The organism is Albimonas donghaensis (assembly GCF_900106695.1).
Lineage (GTDB): Bacteria > Pseudomonadota > Alphaproteobacteria > Rhodobacterales > Rhodobacteraceae > Albimonas > Albimonas donghaensis.
This window is the reverse complement of record NZ_FNMZ01000008.1, coordinates 98,350-115,532: the sequence shown is the minus strand read 5'-3', so window position 1 is coordinate 115,532 and position 17,183 is coordinate 98,350. Positions and strand designations below refer to the sequence as shown.

13 protein-coding genes are annotated in these 17,183 nt (G+C 68.9%); 7 read left to right on the top strand and 6 right to left on the bottom strand.

Going from position 1 to position 17,183, the window contains the following annotated elements; genetic code table 11:
• Positions 1-179: 179 nt before the first annotated feature.
• From BLV24_RS17480 to BLV24_RS17455, 6 genes are all read right to left on the bottom strand, one after another.
• Positions 180-2,693, bottom strand: a complete 2,514-nt coding sequence (locus tag BLV24_RS17480) for a hybrid sensor histidine kinase/response regulator (RefSeq protein WP_143040346.1) — start codon at positions 2,691-2,693, stop codon at positions 180-182.
• Positions 2,694-2,772: 79 nt separating this feature from the next.
• Positions 2,773-3,321, bottom strand: coding sequence for a putative pterin-binding protein (locus tag BLV24_RS17475; protein ID WP_092684190.1), 549 nt, complete (start codon positions 3,319-3,321; stop codon positions 2,773-2,775).
• A 33-nt stretch (positions 3,322-3,354) separates the two neighbouring features.
• Entirely contained in the window at positions 3,355-4,812 is a 1,458-nt protein-coding gene (locus tag BLV24_RS17470; protein WP_092684188.1) for a sigma-54-dependent transcriptional regulator, read from the bottom strand.
• 1,017 nt (positions 4,813-5,829) lie between these two features.
• A complete protein-coding gene (locus BLV24_RS17465; RefSeq protein ID WP_092684186.1) occupies positions 5,830-6,837 on the bottom strand; it encodes a glutathione S-transferase N-terminal domain-containing protein in 1,008 nt (335 codons plus the stop codon).
• Between the two features lie 259 nt (positions 6,838-7,096).
• Positions 7,097-7,693: a DsbA family protein gene (locus BLV24_RS17460; RefSeq protein ID WP_092684184.1), complete on the bottom strand. Its 597-nt coding sequence runs from the start codon at positions 7,691-7,693 to the stop codon at positions 7,097-7,099.
• Positions 7,690-9,318: an AMP-binding protein gene (locus tag BLV24_RS17455; RefSeq protein ID WP_092684182.1), complete on the bottom strand. Its 1,629-nt coding sequence runs from the start codon at positions 9,316-9,318 to the stop codon at positions 7,690-7,692. The genes BLV24_RS17460 and BLV24_RS17455 overlap by 4 nt, the downstream gene beginning before the upstream one ends.
• A gap of 238 nt (positions 9,319-9,556) precedes the next feature.
• Here BLV24_RS17455 and BLV24_RS17450 point away from each other — a divergent pair, with 238 nt between their 5' ends.
• The 7 genes from BLV24_RS17450 to BLV24_RS17420 all read left to right on the top strand — a co-directional run bounded on the left by BLV24_RS17450 (position 9,557) and on the right by BLV24_RS17420 (position 17,180).
• A complete protein-coding gene (locus tag BLV24_RS17450) occupies positions 9,557-11,281 on the top strand; it encodes a flavin-containing monooxygenase (RefSeq protein ID WP_143040345.1) in 1,725 nt (574 codons plus the stop codon).
• Between the two features lie 246 nt (positions 11,282-11,527).
• Positions 11,528-12,826 (top strand): ABC transporter substrate-binding protein, encoded by a 1,299-nt coding sequence (locus BLV24_RS17445; protein ID WP_092684178.1) that lies wholly within the window; start codon positions 11,528-11,530, stop codon positions 12,824-12,826.
• A gap of 140 nt (positions 12,827-12,966) precedes the next feature.
• Positions 12,967-13,866 (top strand): branched-chain amino acid ABC transporter permease, encoded by a 900-nt coding sequence (locus BLV24_RS17440; protein WP_092684176.1) that lies wholly within the window; start codon positions 12,967-12,969, stop codon positions 13,864-13,866.
• A gap of 2 nt (positions 13,867-13,868) precedes the next feature.
• On the top strand, positions 13,869-14,870 hold the full coding sequence (locus BLV24_RS17435; RefSeq protein WP_092684174.1) for a branched-chain amino acid ABC transporter permease: 1,002 nt from the start codon (positions 13,869-13,871) through the stop codon (positions 14,868-14,870).
• Entirely contained in the window at positions 14,867-15,661 is a 795-nt protein-coding gene (locus BLV24_RS17430; protein ID WP_092684172.1) for an SDR family NAD(P)-dependent oxidoreductase, read from the top strand. Before BLV24_RS17435 ends, BLV24_RS17430 begins: the two co-directional genes overlap by 4 nt.
• Positions 15,661-16,428 carry an ABC transporter ATP-binding protein gene (locus BLV24_RS17425; protein ID WP_092684169.1) on the top strand — a complete coding sequence of 256 codons (768 nt, stop codon included), beginning with the start codon at positions 15,661-15,663 and terminating at the stop codon, positions 16,426-16,428. Before BLV24_RS17430 ends, BLV24_RS17425 begins: the two co-directional genes overlap by 1 nt.
• Positions 16,425-17,180 (top strand): ABC transporter ATP-binding protein, encoded by a 756-nt coding sequence (locus tag BLV24_RS17420; RefSeq protein ID WP_092684167.1) that lies wholly within the window; start codon positions 16,425-16,427, stop codon positions 17,178-17,180. Before BLV24_RS17425 ends, BLV24_RS17420 begins: the two co-directional genes overlap by 4 nt.
• Positions 17,181-17,183 lie beyond the last annotated feature (3 nt).

The window sequence follows — 17,183 nt, the reverse complement described above, 5'->3', positions numbered from 1 at the left end:
GCCGGAGCGGATCGAGGAGCCGCGGAACGCCAGCCTGGCGGGGCGGACGAACCGCAGCCGCAATGGGCGGGTTGGCGCTTCACCCCCCGCGCTGTCGATCCACCACGTTCAACCCACTGCCATCACGAAGAAGGCACGGTCGAACGCGAGCCCGAAGCGAGGACGGTCCGGCGCGCAGGTCAAAGGCCGCCGACCGCGCCCAGCGCCCGTCGCGCGTGCTCCAACTCGCCTCGCTTGCAGCGCAACTCCACCTCTTCCAGCGTCATCGCGAGATCCGTCGCGCCGATGGACGCGGCGCCTCCGTGCAGTTGGTGAGCGAGACGTTGCATCGTGGCGATGTCGCCGGCCGCCATCGCGGCCTGGATCTCGGCATAGGCGTCGGCCAGTTCCTTGCGGAACGCCTCTACGACAGCAGCGGCGACTCCGGCGCCAAGTTCGGACTGAAGCGCGGCGAAGGCCGAGGCGTCCAGCTTTGGAGACGGAGCGGTTGCCATCGGCATGTCCGTGCGCTGATCCATGCCGTCGGCGGTCGGGAGGTCGTCGAAGTCCTCGGAGGCGAGCTTGACCAGAAACCTGCGCAGATCCGCCTGCCGCAAAGGTTTCACGAGGCAGTCCTGCATTCCGGCGCGCAGGAATCGCTCCACCTCCTCGGGCAGCGCATGCGCCGTCAGCGCCACGATTTTCGAGCGCTTCGAGGCGCCTTCGCCCTCGCGGATCCGACGGGTGGCCTCCACCCCGTCCATGCCCGGCATCGAGATGTCCATGAGGATGAGATCGAATGCCCTCCGTTCGGCCTGCCCGATCGCCTCAAGGCCGTTTCTCGCGGTCACGACCTCACAGCCCGCAGCGCGCAGCATCTCCTCCGCGATGGTTCGGCTGATCGCGTTGTCTTCGACCAGGAGGACCGACGCGAGCCCATCGGTGGTCGCGGCGAGGACCGGGCGGGCGGGTTCCAGCGCCGAGGGCGGGAGCCCGGCCGGCGATACGGGGATCCGGAACCAGAAATGGCTCCCATGGCCCTCGTTCGTCTCCACGCCGATCTCGCCCCCAAGCGCATGGACCACGCGGCGACATATGGCGAGGCCGAGACCGGCGCCCCCGACCTCGCGGCTGTAGGCCGGGCTGAGGACCACGAAATCCTCGAACAGCCTGGGCAGATCCGCCCGGGCGATGCCGATCCCCTCGTCGCGCACGCCGAATTCGATCACCGGCGCCTCCTCGGTCCCGCCGGCCAGCCGGACCTCGATGGCGACCTGCCCGCCGGACGTGAACTTGTTGCCGTTGGACAGAATGTTGAGCAGGATCTGGCGCACCCGATGGGAATCCCCCAGGAACAACCGTTCCACCTGCGGATCGATGTCGAGCGTGAGCCTGTTGTTCCGCTTGCCCGCATCTTCCGACATCAGTTCGGCCAGGTCGCGCGCCAGCGCCGCGGGGTCGAAAGGCTCGGCGATGATCCGCATCTTTCCGGCCTCGATGCTCCCGATATCGAGCACCGTTTCGACATGCCGCTGCAGGATCTCGCCGGACATCAGGATCAGATCCAGATAGCGCGACTGACCTTCGTCGAGCGAAGAGGCGCGCATCATGTCGACGGCGCCGAGAATCCCGTTGAGCGGCGTGCGCATCTCGTGACTCATCACCGAGATGAAATGCGACTTCGCCCGATCCGCCCCCTCGGCCCGGGCGAGCGCGTCGCGCAGATCCTGCTCGGCGCTGCGCTGCCGGGTCACGTCGCGAAGATAGACGACGAAGATCGGGCCGTCCTCGCCCTCGGAACTGCCGACGGCGTATTCGATGGGGAACTCCTCGCCCGTCGCATTCAGCGCGGTCAGCTCCAGCCGGCCGGCGTTGACCACCTCGTTGACCCCCGTCTCGATGAACCGCCTGATCCGCGCCTGATGCAGGGGGCGATCCCTTTCGGGCATGATCAGATCGATCAGCGACCGGCCGATGGCCGCGTCGCGCCGAAAGCCGAATGTCGTCTCCGCCGCCGGATTGTACTCGATGATCTCAGCGCGCTGGTTGATCATGATCACCGCGTCCAGCGCCGAATTCACCATGGCGGCGAGCCGCCTTTCGCTGCTGCGAAGCCGGATCGCACGTCTTTGAGAACGCCGCATCTGCCAGGCCAGCCCCGCCCCCGCGATCAGCAGCAGCACGAACACCACCAGCGCGGCGAACGCGGTGAGGCGGACGAGAGACGCGAACTCGCGCCGAAACGCGTCGGAACTGCGCGCGAACATCTCCAACCCGGCCAGGGCCAGCCTGCGCACCTTCGCGTGATGCGCGTCGCTCTGGGCCATCAGGTCGGGCACGCCGGCGCGCAGGGCCTCGTCGGGACCATCGATCAGCGGCGCCGTTTCGATCAGGAACGCATGCAGCGCGTTCAGCGCATCGGACACCGCAGCGTCTTCCCGCAGAGGCGCGAAGACGCTCCCGGACCGGATAAGCGTCACCCGGCTGTAGAAGATGTCGAAGCGCTTTCGCAGCGCCTCCAGGCGGGCGTCGTCCCCGGCCAGCGCTTCTCCGGCCGCGACGCGCAGGCGAAGAATCTCGGTCTCGAGTTGCGCGACGGTCCACTGGATGTTGTCATGCGGCGCCCGCTGGAGGTAGGCGAGCTCCGCATAGACCCGGACGCCGAGCATGATGCTCAACGCCGCGCCGACAAGGATCGCGGCGCCCATCAGCATCGACAATGCGATGTTGCGTCGACTTCGGCCTGGCGTCTGCGATCCTCGCCGTTTCATGCCGTCGGCTCGCTCCGCGCCCTCACTCGCCGACCACGATGCGGTCAAGCTGCCAGATGCTGCGCGAATAGATCACTTCGGTCTGGTAATCAGGGTTCGCGTCATAGGGATAGACGACCCAGAGCGGTCCCTTCTCCCGCCGCTTCAGCAACGCGCCATCCACGCGGTAGGCGACGATCGGCCCCTCCTTCACTGCGTCGGAGAACGGGATCGTCACCTTGTAGTCGTTGAGCGCGACGGCTTCGATGCGGGTCCCCTCGGCGCCCAGGTAGGTGAGCAGATCGCCAAGCGCGACTCCGGTGAATTCCGAAACGCCTTCGGTCCAGATCGTCGAGGTTCGGAAGCGGGTGACCGGAAGGGCTTCGAGCATCGCCAGATCCAGCTTCGCCACGTCCTCGCCCGCCGAGCGGGCCGCGACGCCGCTGACCGTGAGAAGCACCGCGCCCGCGGGCTCCGGCAAGACCTCATCCGCCCGGAGCGTCGCAGGGCCGGCGAGGAAGAAGGCGATCGCCGCGATGGCCTGCAGGACCGGACGGGAGGGGCGGGCGCGGCTTGCGATGGGCTGGGGCATGGAGACGGCTCCCGGTCTGAAAGAGGGCTGGGTTCAGTCGGCGGCGCCGAGCGGCGCCTTCGACTTGGCCCATTCGGATTTCTTGCGGTAGATCGTCGAGACGCCGATCTGCAGACGGGCCGCGGCCAGCGGGACGTTGCCGTCGCAAAGGCGCAGGGCGTGTTCGATCGCGTCGCGTTCGACGGCCCACATCGGGACGACCTCCGTTTCGGAGTCGAAACTCAAACGCCCGGTCGGGGCGTCGCCTCCCGTTTTCGGCCTGGCGGGCGCGGGCGAAACGCCGATCGCCGCGCCATCGCCGGATCCGCCCAGGCGACGGGGCAGCATGGCCGCCGAAAGCTCCTTTTCGGCGGCGTTCAGGACCACGGCGTTATGCAGCGCGTTCTCAAGCTCGCGCACATTGCCGGGCCATGAATGGGAAAGCAGCCGCGCTATGGCGTCGGGCGCGAAGCTTTCGCAGGCGGCGCCTTCCTGCCCGGAAATGGTCGAAAGGAAGAAGCGGGCGAGCTGGAGGATGTCGTCGCCCCGGTCCCGCAGCGCAGGCAGTTCGAGCGGCAGGACGTGCAGGCGGTAGAACAGATCCTCGCGGAAACGGCCGGCCTGAACCTCGGCCCACGGGTCGCGATTGGTCGCGCAGACGATGCGGATATCGACGGATTCGGTCCGGGAGGCGCCCACCCGCTCGAACGTGCCGCTCTGCGTCAGCCGCAGGATCTTGGCCTGGAGATCCAGGTCCATTTCGCAGATCTCGTCCAGGAACAGCGTGCCGCCATCCGCGCGCATCGCCGCGCCGGCCCGGTCCGCGCCGGCATTGGTGAAGGCGCCCTTCATGTGGCCGAAGATCTCGGATTCCATGAGCTCCCGCGGGATCGCGGCGCAGTTGATCGCCACGAACGGCCCTTTCGCCCGCGGGCTTTCGCTGTGGACCGCGTGAGCGCAGAGTTCCTTGCCGGTCCCGCTTTCCCCGGTGATGAAGACCGTGGCGCGCGACGCGGCGGCGCTTTCAATCACCCGGTACACGGACTGCATCGCCACGGAGGAGCCGATCATGCCGGCGAAGTCTGTGCGAGGCTTCTGCTGGCGGTAGGTTCTGACCTCTTCGGAAAGCGCGAATTTCTCCGCCGCGTTGCGCACCGTGGTGACGATCCGCTCGCCGGCGAAGGGCTTGACGATGTAGTCGAAGGCGCCGCATCGCATCGCATCCACGGCGCTTGTCAGCGACGCGTTGGAGGTGATGACCACCACGCTTGTCCGCAGGTCCCGGCGCTTCACCTCGCGCAGCAGATCGATGCCGTTCATGTCGGGCAGGCCGAGGTCCAGCAGCATCGCCGCGGGAGTCGCCGCCTCAAGCGCGTCAAGGCAGTCCGCCCCGGTTTCCACGACGGTTACGTCGTAGCCGGCCCGGCTCAGATGCTCCCGGCACAGCATGGCGACGGTGGGACTGTCTTCGACCACCAGTATTCGTCGACACGGCGGTTCAACGGAGATCATGGCCGCTCCACTCAGCTCAGGTCGGACAAGCGCGCGCCCGCCCGGGCCGCCTCACGCAAGGGCTGTGCGCAATGATGAAGTTCTCTTTCAAATTATCTTGAAAGTAAACTCCATGCTTCGAAAGTGTTCGCGATCAGGCGTCTCCGTCCGGTCGGCAATTTAAGCAACTCTTATAATAAGAGCATCGTATTCTTGTCGCCCGCAACTCTGTCTTCGCGGCGCCATGGCTTCCGGGCCCCGCCGCGCGTTTGACGATGGGGTGAGGCCCCGGCGCGCGTCGCCCTTGGGGGGGAGCGATGCGACGCTGGGGCCTCGGGGCGCCAACCGGCGTCTCCGAAAATCGAACTTCTCCAGGTTTCAAGACGCTACGCTGATACTGACTGCACACGCTGAGAAGAACTACGCTACGCTTCGAATTTCGGGACGCCGGGGCTGGGCGACGCTGGGGGGGTAAGGTCCGGAGTCGCCTTTCCTGTTTGACCGCCCCGCGCGCCGGCGGGGACAGCCTGATGCCTTGGGTCAGCGCGCTCCGGCGACGTTCCTGTCGCCCGACCTGTCGCCGATAGCGGCGAAGCCGACCGTCTCGCCGTTCGCGCTTTCCAGGTGACTGGCAGCTATCGTTCCAACTATTCCGCTTCCCTCCCGATCTGGCCGGCCGGCCGTCGACCCGCCTGACCAAGTAATTGCAGCCTTCGTGCCAACCTTGGCGCCGGGATTGGGAAAGAAATTTTTCTGTATCTTTTCAATGCAATGGGGGAGTGCGTCGCCCGGTCGAGAAATCAACCTGGCACGAGGGGCCTTCTCGTTTCGAGACGCGGGGTCATCGGAAGTCTCGTTCCGAGAGAAACCCGGAGCCATGCCGGTTTTCCCCGATGCGCCCGGGTTCTGAAGGCGTGCGGGTGACGCCCCCCCCTTGGCGAACCGCGGAAGCCGCGCCGAACAGGAGCTCCGCGCGATTTCCATGGGCGAGGCCTTGAGGGGGGGCAGGGCGCCGACCGCTCCCGGCCGGCGCCTGGATCAACGGAAAAGGGTCTCGCAGCCCGTCCCGTCCATCGCCGCATCCGCAGCGTCGCGCGAGGCGGGCGGAAGGGAGCGGTGCGCCTCGCGGAGGGTGGCGAGGCACTTGGCCTGGTAGGGGAAGGGGGGCTGCACCCAGGGGCGCCCGTCGATCTCCGCGCGGACCTCCGCCGCGCCCTCCGTCACCGCCGCGGCGTTGGCCAGGAGGAAGGGCGCGTAGGTCCGCCCGATCTCAGACAGCAGCGGCCGGAGCGCGGACAGGTCGCTCAGCCATCCGTCGGGCGCGGGCGCGAGGCCGGAGAGGTCCTCGACCCGGTCGATCCAGGCGCGCAGCCGCCCGGAGCGCGCGCCCAGGATCGCGGCGGAGGTCGGCTCGACCACGCCCAGCTGGGTCAGCTGACCGAATATCGCGAAATCCGAAGCGGCCGGACGGGCGCCGAGCACGAAGCCCTGAACCGAAAGGCGCCGGTCGAGCAGGTCCACCAGCCGCTCGAAGCTCCGCTCGATGGTTTCCGCCGTCTCCGGGTTCGAGCCCACGACGTGAAGCCGGTCGATCTGGCGGCGGGTCAGTTCGGAGGAGATCCGCTCGCCCTCCGCGTCGGACAGGGTCGTGTCCTGCCAGAACGCCAGCAGCGGCCCTGCGTTGCGCGCGTCGGCTTCGTGCGCCCAGCGGAAGTGGAACATCGGCTTGGTCAGCCACTCGTCCGCGTAGTCCTCGATGAGCGCGTCGAAGAAGGCGAGCGCGGGATCGGCGGGCAGGGCGGAGCGTCCGTCATGCTCGGCTTCCAGGCGGCGGAGAATGGGGGTCGAGTCGGTGACCGCCTCCAGACCGTCGGCGGTCGGGAAATAGACCGTGGGCAGCAGCTTCACCTTCGGATCGGGCAGACCGGGCGAAGGCTGGCGGTGGCTGCCCCAGCGCACCGCGTAGGGGATGCGCCGATAGCGCAGCAGCGCCAGCATCTTGCGGGTGTAGGGGGAGCCGGGCGCTCCCAGCAGTTCCAGCGTCATGGCACGCTCCTGTCAGGTCTGGTCGACGGCGGCGGGTCGGTCCCCGCCGCCGGGGGAGAGGGCGGGCGCCCGACGCCGAGCGCCTTCGGCTTCGGCTCGCTCATCGGGCGCCGCCCGGCCCTTGCGCTGCGAGCGCGCCCCCTTGCCCGGCGCCCGGCACGGCGCCGCAGCCCGAGCCCGATCGATACCCTGACGCTTGTCAGGGGTCAACCTGCGGGGGTCAACCTGCGGGGGCGAGGCGCCGCGCGGTCGGGCGGGGTCAGCCGGCCCGGGCGCGCAGCCGGTCTTCGAGCATCCAGATCCGGTCGCCGCCCCAGAACAGCTCGCTCTCATGGACGAAGCTCGGCACGCCGAAGATGCCGGCGTCCTCGGCCTCGGCGACGATGCGGGACTGCTCCTCCCGCCCCGGGCCTTCGGCATAGGCCGCGAAGGCGTCCGCGTCGGCGCCCACGGCCGCGATCTCGGCGCGGATGTCGTCGAGGGAGTCCACGTCGAGCTCATGCTTCCAGAACTTTTCGAAGACCGTGCGGTGGTAGGCGTCGAACCCGCCGGCGCGCTGGGTGAAAAGCATCCCGGCATTCGCATAATAGCCGTCGTAGATCCTGCGCGGCCCCTTCAGCGTCAGCCCCTGAAGGTTCGCATAGCGCCGCGCGTCCATGTAGGCGTAGCGGACCTTGCGCCAGTTATGCGGGCTGCGCGTGTCCACCGCATCGAGATATTCGGCGATGCGCAGCGTGTAGGGCAGCCATTCCAGCTTCGCGTTCCAGCGGGCGGCGAACTCCAGCGTCGGGCCCAGCGCCACGAAGGCGTAGGGGCTTTTGTAGTCGGTGTAGGCGCGGATGACGGGGCGGCTCATTGGGGGCTCCTCGGGGGGGCGAGACGGTCGCGGCGGATGACGATGCCGGCGGCCTCGCGGTCCCAGCAGTCGGGGGTCAGGCCCTCGGCGCGGAGGCGGTGCTTCTCCACCTTCTCGGTCGGGGTCTTGGGGAGGGCGTCGAGCACCCGCACGAAGCGCGGGATCATGAAATGCGCGAGGCGCGGGCGCAGGAACGCGATCAGCGCCTCCGGCTCCAGCGCCCGCCCGGCGACGGGGGCGATGACGGCGAGCACCTCGTCCTCGCCATGTTCGGAGGGCACGGCGACCACCGCCGCCTCGCGCACATCGGGATGGGCGAGGATCTCCACCTCCACCTCGTAGGAGGAGATGTTCTCGCCCCGCCGCCGAATCGCGTCCTTGATGCGGTCGACGAAGCGGAAGTCGCCGTCCGCGTCCTTCACGAACACGTCGCCGGTGTGAAACCAGCCGTTGCGCCAGGCGGCGACGGTGGCCTCCGGGCGGTTGTGATAGCCGGGCGTGATCGCCCAGACCTGATCGGCGCGCAGCATCATCTCGCCCGGCGTCCCGTCGGGGACCTCGATGTCGTGGGAGTCGACCAGTCGGATCTCGACGCCGGGGCGGGGCCGCCCGCAGATCCCCGGTTTCGCCGGGTTGGGGCCGGAGATCAGGGGCGAGCAGATCTCGGTCATGTTGAAGAGCGTGTGGACGTCGCATCCGAAGCGTTCGTGAAAGGCCGGCCCCGACTGGCCCAGCGGCACGATCGCCGCGACGCGCAGGCGATGCTCGCGGTCGTCGGGGGCCGGCGGGCGTTTGAGCAGGAACGTCGCCATCGCGCCCAGCAGGAAGGCGTTGGTCACTTCCAGCCGCCGGATCACGTCCCAGAAATCGTCGGTGCGGAACGACTCGACCACCGCGATGGAGCCGCCCGAACACAGCGCCATATGCGCCAGAAACGCCCCGCCGATATGAAAGATCGGCATGTGGAGCAGGTGGCGGTCGTCGGGGCGGCTGAAGCTCCACGTCTCCGGGCAGGTGGCGGTGTAGGCCTGCATGTAGGTGGCGAGCACGCCTTTCGACGGGCCGGTGGTGCCGGAAGTGTAGATGATCGACTGCACGTCCCAAGCCGCGATGGGGCGCGGGGGCGGCGCGGGGTCCTCGTCGGCGTCGAACACCGAGAGGTCGAACAACGCCGCCCCGGGGACCGTGACCCCCGCCGGCGCCTCTCCCGCCACGATGATCTTTTCGAGCCCCCCGCGCGTCTCCGTGGTCAGCCGGTCGAGCAGCGCCGGATGGACCACCGCCACGACCGCCCCCGCGTCGCCCACCACATGCGCCAGAAGCCCGCCCCGATAGGCGGTGTTCACCGGGGCCGAGACCGCGCCGATGTAGTTGGCCGCGAACATCGCCAGCAGCCCGGTCTCGCCATTGGGCATCATCACCAGAACCCGGTCGTCCTGGCGCACGCCCAGCCGCTGCAATCCCGCCGCCGCCCTGCGGATCTTCCTCAGCGCCCCGGCGCAGGTCCAGACCGCGCCGTCCTCGAACACCGCGCAGACCGCATCGGGCTCCGCGCCCGCTCGCCGCTCCAGCGCCTCGCGCAGCACGCAAGGCGCGGACAGCGCCGCATCGCGCCGCTCCACCATCGTTTCCTCCCCGGCCCGTCTGATCGCGGGCTCTTCAGGCGGCCAGCCTGCCCCCGCGCGCGGCCCGAGGCAATGGGCGACGCCGGAGGGGGCGGGGGGGCGAGCGCCGGGGGGACGGCGCGGAGGATCGTAAGCGAGACTTGCAATTCGGGCCGGTGTTGTCCGACACTCCGCGGCGAGTCCCGCGCGCCGGGACCGCAACTAGCCGCCGCAAAGGCGCGATGGGGAGGAAATGCCGATGGAGACCGCGTCCAACGGAACGCCCGCGTCCTATGACGCCCTGATCGTGGGGGCCGGGTTCGCCGGGCTCTACCAGCTCCACCTGCTGCGCGACCGGCTGGGACTGAAGACCCGCGTGCTGGAGGCCGCCGACGGCGTGGGCGGGACCTGGTACTGGAACCGCTACCCGGGCGCGCGCTGCGATTCCGAAAGCCATTCCTACCGCTACTTCTTCTCGCGCGAACTGCACGACAGCTGGGATTATTCCGAGCGCTATCCGGGGCAGGAGGAGATCCGCGCCTATCTCAACCATGTCGCCGACCATCTCGACCTGCGCCGGGACATCCAGCTGGAAACGCGCGTCGCCGCCGCTGCCTTCGACGAGAAAACCAACCTCTGGACGGTGACCACGAAGGCGGGCGAGCGGCTGACCTGCCGGTGGCTGATCACCGCGGTCGGCTGCCTCAGCTCGGCCAACGTGCCCGACATTCCGGGGTTGGAGACCTTCAAGGGCGAATGGCGCCATACCGGCCGCTGGCCGCATGAGGGCGTGGACTTCGCCGGCAAGCGCGTGGGGCAGGTCGGCACCGGGTCGACCGGCATCCAGGCCGCCCCGGTGATCGCGGAGACGGCGAAGACGCTGACCGTCTTCCAGCGCACCGCCAACTACTCCGTCCCCGCCCGCAACCACCCGCTGTCGCCCGAGCGCAAGCGGGAGCTGACCGAACGGTTCGAGGAGATCCGGGATCTCGTCCGCTCGACCCCCAACGCGCATCCGTTCCGCATCTCCGCCGACAAGGCCGCGGAGCAGGACGCGGAGACGCTGGCCCAGCGCTATGAAAAGGCGTGGGAGATCGGGGGCCTGCGGTTCCGGGCGGTGTTCGGGGACCTGCTGGTCGACAAGGGCGCCAACGACACCGCGGCGACGTTCCTCAAGGGCAAGATCCGCGAGATCGTGAAGGACCCGGCCACGGCCGCGGTCCTGTCGAACATCGACCACCCCTATGCGGCCAAGCGACCGCCCATCGACACCAACTATTTCGACACCTTCAACAAGCCCCATGTCGCGGTGATCGACGTGCGCGCCGACCCGATCAAGCGGATCGTTCCGGAGGGGATCGAGCTGGAGTCCGGCAAGGTCCATGAACTCGACGTCATCGTCTTCGCCACCGGCTTCGACGCGATGACCGGGCCGCTTCTGGCCATCGACTTCGAGGGCGTCGGCGGGCGGCGTCTGAAGGACGACTGGGCGGCGGGACCGCGGACGTGGATGGGGGTGGCGGTTCCGGGCTATCCGAACCTGTTCACCGTCACCGGGCCGGGCAGCCCCTCGGTCCTCGCCAACATGATCGTGCCGATCGAGCAGCATGTCGAATGGATCGCGGATTGCATCGAGACGATGCGCGCCGAGGGCGTGGAGCGGATCGAGGCCGAGCCCGCCGCCGCCGAGGCCTGGATGGGCCATGTCAACGACGCCGCCAACGCCACGCTGCTGCCGGAGGCCGGGCATTCGTGGTATCTGGGCGCCAACGTGCCGGGCAAGCCGCGGGTGTTCATGCCCTATGCGGGCGGCATGGTCCGTTTCCGCGAGATCTGCGATGCGGTCTCCGCCGCCGGTTATGCCGGTTTCGCGCGCAACCGCCCGGCCGATCCCGAGGCCGCGCCGCCCGAGGTGCTGACCGCCATGGTCGGCGGCGCCGAGACCGGAGCCGGCCGCGCCGAGGCGCTCGCCCAGGGCATCTGACCGCCCCGCGGCGACCGGATCGCGCCTGGCCCGGCGCGGCCTCCGCAAGGGGGCCGCGCCGTTTCGGCATGGGCGGCGCGCCGGGGTTTCCATGGGTTGGGAGGTTGCGGCGACCCGCCACATAAACCCTTGACCCGGCGGCATTCGAACGCTCAGGATACCGAACGATCGACCCGCGGAACCTTTCCGCGGCAGCGCCAGGGACCGCGATAACGACGGGCCCGGCCTCAGGGAGGAAACGATTTCATGACCCGAAGCAACGCCCCGAATCCGTCTCTCGCCAAGTCATCGCTCACCCCGTCCCGGCGCCAGCTGCTGGTCGCCGCCGGGGCCGGCGTCGCGGTTTCCGCGCTTGGCGCGCCCTTCGTCGCCCGCGGCGCCGGCGCCAAGCTGCGCATCGGCATGCCCACCATCCTGTCGGGCCGCGTCGCCATCCTCGGCACGTCCAGCCGCGACGCCGCCACGCTCGCCGTCAACCAGTTCAACGCGTCGGGCGGCTTCGGCGGCCGCGAAGTGGAACTGGTGGTCCGCGACTCCAAGGGCCAGCCCGACGAGGCCGCCCGCGTCACCCGCGACCTGGTCAACACCGAGGGCTGCGAGATCATCATCGACGCCGAGGCCTCGTCCGGCTCCTTCGCGGTCAACGAGGTGGTGGGCGACCTGGGCGTGCTCTGCCTGCACACCTGCTCGGAGACCTCGGCGCTCACCGCCGACCCCAAGCTGCGCAAGCCCACGGCGTTCCGCTCCGCTCGCCAGGGCATCCATGACGCGGTCGCGGGCGGCAAATACGCCGCCGAGCTCGCCAAGGCCAACGGCCTGATGAAGTGGATGACCTGCTCGCCCGACTACGCCTATGGCCGGGACAACACCGCGCAGTTCGTCGAATACCTGACGATCTTCGCCCCGGACGTCGAAGTGGTCAACGAAGCCTGGCCCAAGCTGTTCGAGCCGGACTACACCGCCTATGTCACCCGCGTCCTGCAGGTGCAGCCGGATGCGATCTATTCCGCGCTCTGGGGCGGCGACCTGGTGTCGTTCCTCGAACAGGCGAACCTCTACCAGATCTTCGCCGGCGGGCTGCAGTGGTTCTCCGGCGGGCTCGCCGATCCGCCGATCGTCAACGCGCTCAAGCAGCTGCCCGAGGGTCTGCATTCGGTGTTCCGCTACGACCCCGATTACCCGGACAGCGCCGCGAACAAGGCCTTCTACAAGGACTTCGACGCGATTTCGGAGACGGAGCCGACCAACTGGTCCTGGCAGACTTACACCGCCGTGCAGTTCATCAACCAGGCGCTGGCCGCGACGGCCGGGAACACCGACGGCATGGCGCTGGCGCAGGAGGTCGCGGGCGCCACGGTCGACAGCCCGTTCACCGAGAGCGGGACCATCACCATGCGGGCCGAGGATCACACGATCATCGACTACCCCGTCGCCTGGGGCCGTTCGCGGCCCGAGCCCAAGGGCTTCCAGGACTGGGAGCGCGGCGACTGGGAGCAGATCCTGACCATGGAGAAGGAGTGGAAGCAGCGTCAGGGCTACCTTTGACCTGACCGCCTCCGGACCCTTCGCGGGGTCCGGCGCTTCCGCTGTTCCACCCGTCCCGGCCGTGAGCGCCGGGGCGGGCAGGGGGCTTCGTCCCTCGTCGGCCGGATCCTCATCGGCCAGATCCACATCGGGAAGAATTCATGGACCTCGACGCGCTGTTCGGCTGTCTCTCCGTGCCCGCCTGCGCGGTCACGCAGGTGTCCACGGGACTGATCATCGGGATGCTTCTGTTCCTGGTCGCCTCGGGCCTGTCGCTGATCTTCGGCGTGCTGGGGGTGATCAACTTCGCCCATGGCGCCTTCTACATGCTGGGCGCCTATTTCGCGCTGGCCGCCTATCAGCTGACTGGCAACTTCCTCGCCGCGCTGGGCGCCGGGGCGCTGGGCATGGCGCTGTTCGGCGCGATATTCGAGCGATTGTTCGTCAGCCGCATCTACGGCCGCGACGTGCTGATGCAGCTGCTGCTCTGCTACGCCTTCGTGCTGATCCTCGACGACATGGTGAAGATCATCTGGGGGGCCGAATACCGGATGATGGGCATGCCGCAGAGCTTCGCTGTGCCCCCGCTCTTCATCGCGGGGGGGCCGGTGCCGCCCTATTACCTCTTCATGATCGGGATTTCGGTCGTGGTCGGCGGGCTCCTGTGGCTCGGCATCGCGCGCACCCGCTTCGGCAAGCTGGTGCGGGCCGCGGCGCATAACCCGCAGATGGTGGGGGCGCTGGGGGTGAACACCTCGCTGCTCTACGCTTCGGTCTTCGGGGTCGGGTCGCTGCTGGCCGGGCTCGCCGGCGCGCTGGCCGCCCCGGTGCGCTCCCTGACCCCCGGCATGGGGCTGTCGATCCTGATCGAGAGCTTCATCGTCACCGTCATCGGCGGCATGGGCTCCATCGTCGGGGCCTTCGTCGCCTCGCTGCTGATCGGGCTGACGCGGTCCTTCGGGTCGCTGGGCTTTCCGCTCTTCGTCGACGGGGCGATGTTCGTGATGATGGCGCTGGTGCTGATCCTGCGGCCCTCCGGTCTGTTCGGGAGGCAGGTGTGAGCATGGGCGCCGGTCTGATCCGCGATCTGGGATTCGGCGCCGCGGCGCTGGTGTTCCTGCTGCTCATCCCCGCCTTCGGCGGCGGGGCGGGGCTGAACGACTTTCTGATCTACGTCGCGGCCTACGGGCTGCTGGCGTTGTCGCTGAACCTGCTGACCGGCTATACCGGCCTGGTCAGTTTCGGACACGCCGCCTATTTCGCGTCGGGCGCCTATTCCTTCGGGCTCCTGATGCAGTCGGGCGAGGTCTCGGTCCCCGTCGCCTTCGTGCTCTCGGTCGGGTTCACCGCGCTGATGGCGCTGGTGATCGGGGCGATCTGCGTAAGGTTGAAGGAGATCTACTTCGCCTTCCTGACGCTGGCCTTCCAGATGATGTTCCATTCCATCATCCTGACCTGGGTGTCGCTGACCGGCGGCGACCAGGGGCTGATGGGCGGCATTCCGCGGCCGGTGTTCTGGGGGATCGACCTTTCGGGGCCCGAGTCCTTCTACGCCTTCTGCATGGTGGTCTTCGTGATTTGCGCGCTGATCCTGCGCCAGATCGTGCAAAGCCCCTTCGGCCATACGCTCCGCATGATCCGCGACAACCCGGAGCGCGCGGTGTTTCTCGGGGTGAACACCTATTGGGCGAAGCTGCTGGCCTTCGTGCTGGCCGGCGCCATCGCGTCCGTCGGGGGGATCCTGCTGGCGCTCTTCGCGTCGGGCGCCTATCCGGAATTCGCCTACTGGACCATGTCGGGTCAGGCGATCTTCATGATCATGCTGGGCGGCAGCCGGGTGTTCCTCGGCCCGCTGCTGGGGGCGGCGCTGCTGCAGGGCCTCAACCACTACATCACCGGCTGGACCGAGCATCACGGGCTGGTGCTGGGCATCGTCATCGTCGTCGCCGTGCTCGGCCTGCGCCGGGGGATCGCGGATTTCGCGCTCGACTGGGCCCAGTCGCGGCGCGAGCGTCGGGACGCCCCCGCCGACCCCGCCCCCGCCGTTTCGGGAGAGAAAGCATGAACGATTTCCAGGGCCGCGTCGTGGTCGTCACCGGCGGCGCCAGCGGCATCGGCGCCGCCTGCTGCACGCTGCTCGCGCAGCAGGGCGCGCGCGTCGCGGTGGTCGACGTGAACCTCCCCGGCGCCGAGGCGGCGGCGGCCGGCCTCCCCGGCTCGGGCCATGTCGCGGCCCCGCTCGACGTGCGCGACGCGGATGCGGTGGAAGCGCTGGCCGCCCGCCTCGACGCCGAGATGGGGCCGGCGGCGGCTCTCGTCACCTCCGCCGGCGTCATCCAGGTCCCCCAGTCGCCCGAAGCGCTGACCATGGCCGAATGGGACCGGGTGGTGGATGTCGACCAGCGCGGCGTCTGGGTCTGCTGCGTCGCCTGGGGGCGGCGGATGTCGGTGCGCGGGGCGGGGGCGATCGTCAATATCGCCTCGGTCGCGGGCATGAGGTCGATGCCGCTGCACGCCTATTCCCCGGCCAAGGCGGCGGTGATCTCGATGACCGAATGCCTCGCCACCGAATGGGGCCGCTCTGGCGTGCGGGTCAACGCGGTCTCGCCCGGCTACACGCTCACCCCCGCGCTCGCCGACGCCATCGACAAGGGCGAGCGCGACGTCTCGCGGATCGAGACCGCGACCCCGATGGGCCGTCTGGTGCGCCCGGAGGAGATCGCCTCCGCGGTGGCGTTCCTGTGCTCCGACGCGGCCTCCGCGATCAGCGGGGCGACGCTTCCGGTGGATGGCGGCTGGCTGTCCGGCCCGTCTTGGTCCACCTATGGGGCGATCCCGGAGGCGCGGGGCAACTGATGCTCGATATCGAAGATCTCGCCAAGTCCTTCGGCGGCGTCGAGGCGATGCGCGGCGTCACGCTGGATTTCCCCGCCAGTTCGCTGACCGCGATCATCGGGCCCAACGGCGCCGGCAAGACCACGTTCTTCAACCTGATCTCCGGCCATATCCGCGCCGACCGCGGCCGCGTGGTGCTCAACGGCGAGGACGTGATGGGGCGGTCGAGCCTCGAAATCGTCCGTCGCGGCATGGCCCGGGCCTTCCAGGTGGCCAGCATCTTCCCCGACATGACCATGGAAGACAGCCTGATCGCCGCCGTCACCGCGCGCCGGGGCGAGCTTTTCACCCTGCGCCGCCGCGCCCCGCTGCCCGCCGCCCGCGACCGCGCGCGCGAGATCCTCGATACGCTGGGGCTGTCGTCCCGCGCCGGGGCCCTGTCGCGCAATCTCTCGCATGGGGAGCAGAAACTGCTCGATATCGGGCTGGCGCTGGCGGTCGATCCCAAGGTGCTGCTGCTCGACGAGCCCACCGCCGGGATGGGGGCGGAGGAGCGCTGGCGGATGATCGAGAAGGTGCACGCGTTGTGGGAGGGCTCGGACCTCACCATGATCTTCATCGAGCATGACATGGACATCGTTTTCCAGATCGCCCAGCAGATCAACGTGCTGAGCTACGGCAAGGTGCTGGCCCAGGGGACGCCCGAGGAGATCAAGCGCAACCAGGACGTGATCGACGCCTATCTCGGAAAAGACCACCACCATGCCGTGGCGGAGGACGCGCGATGACCCTGACCGAACCCCACGCCCCCGCCCCCGCCGACGCAACCACCCGCGCCCTGCTCGAAGTTGAGGCGCTGGACGTCTATTACGGCGCCAGCCAGGTTCTCTTCGGTCTCGGGCTGACGGTGGGCGAGGGCGAGACCGTCGCCCTTCTCGGCCGCAACGGCGCCGGCAAATCCACCACCTTCAAGGCCATCGCCGGGCTTGCGCCGCCCCGTCGCGGCGCGGTCCGGCTGGCGGGGCGCGAACTTGTCGGCGTCGCCACCCATCACATCGCCCGCGCCGGCATCGGCTATGTGCCCGAGGACCGGCAGGTGTTCCCGGAGCACTCGGTCGAGGACAACCTGACCATCGGCGCCAAGGCGGGCCCCAAGGGCGCCCGCGACTGGACGCTGGAGCGGATCTACGACGTCTTTCCCATCCTCGCGGGCATGAGAACCCGCATGGCGGGGCGGCTCTCGGGCGGCGAGCAGCAGATGCTCACCATCGCCCGCACCCTGATGGGCAATCCCGACCTGGTGCTGCTGGATGAACCCTCCGAGGGCCTCGCCCCGATCATCGTGGTGGAGATCGCCAAGCTGATCGCCACCCTGCGTGAAATGGGCGTGACCATCCTGATGGCGGAGCAGAACATGCATTTCTGCCTCGACGTCGCCACCCATGCCGCGGTGATCGACAAGGGCGTGGTGGTCTATCGCGACACCATCGACGGCCTGCGCGCCAACCGCGAGATCACCGACCGCTACCTGTCCATCTGAGCG

Bases quoted from the DNA above. Each gene is read 5' to 3' on its own strand.
- BLV24_RS17440 (WP_092684176.1), top strand. From the start codon at position 12,967: ATGGACCTCGACGCGCTGTTCGGCTGTCTCTCCGTGCCCGCCTGCGCG.
- BLV24_RS17435 (WP_092684174.1), top strand. From the start codon at position 13,869: ATGGGCGCCGGTCTGATCCGCGATCTGGGATTCGGCGCCGCGGCGCTG.
- BLV24_RS17430 (WP_092684172.1), top strand. From the start codon at position 14,867: ATGAACGATTTCCAGGGCCGCGTCGTGGTCGTCACCGGCGGCGCCAGC.
- BLV24_RS17450 (WP_143040345.1), top strand. From the start codon at position 9,557: ATGGAGACCGCGTCCAACGGAACGCCCGCGTCCTATGACGCCCTGATC.
- BLV24_RS17465 (WP_092684186.1), bottom strand. From the start codon at position 6,837: ATGACGCTGGAACTGCTGGGAGCGCCCGGCTCCCCCTACACCCGCAAG.
- BLV24_RS17460 (WP_092684184.1), bottom strand. From the start codon at position 7,693: ATGAGCCGCCCCGTCATCCGCGCCTACACCGACTACAAAAGCCCCTAC.
- BLV24_RS17425 (WP_092684169.1), top strand. From the start codon at position 15,661: ATGCTCGATATCGAAGATCTCGCCAAGTCCTTCGGCGGCGTCGAGGCG.
- BLV24_RS17420 (WP_092684167.1), top strand. From the start codon at position 16,425: ATGACCCTGACCGAACCCCACGCCCCCGCCCCCGCCGACGCAACCACC.
- BLV24_RS17480 (WP_143040346.1), bottom strand. From the start codon at position 2,693: ATGCTGATGGGCGCCGCGATCCTTGTCGGCGCGGCGTTGAGCATCATG.
- BLV24_RS17455 (WP_092684182.1), bottom strand. From the start codon at position 9,318: ATGGTGGAGCGGCGCGATGCGGCGCTGTCCGCGCCTTGCGTGCTGCGC.
- BLV24_RS17445 (WP_092684178.1), top strand. From the start codon at position 11,528: ATGACCCGAAGCAACGCCCCGAATCCGTCTCTCGCCAAGTCATCGCTC.
- BLV24_RS17475 (WP_092684190.1), bottom strand. From the start codon at position 3,321: ATGCCCCAGCCCATCGCAAGCCGCGCCCGCCCCTCCCGTCCGGTCCTG.
- BLV24_RS17470 (WP_092684188.1), bottom strand. From the start codon at position 4,812: ATGATCTCCGTTGAACCGCCGTGTCGACGAATACTGGTGGTCGAAGAC.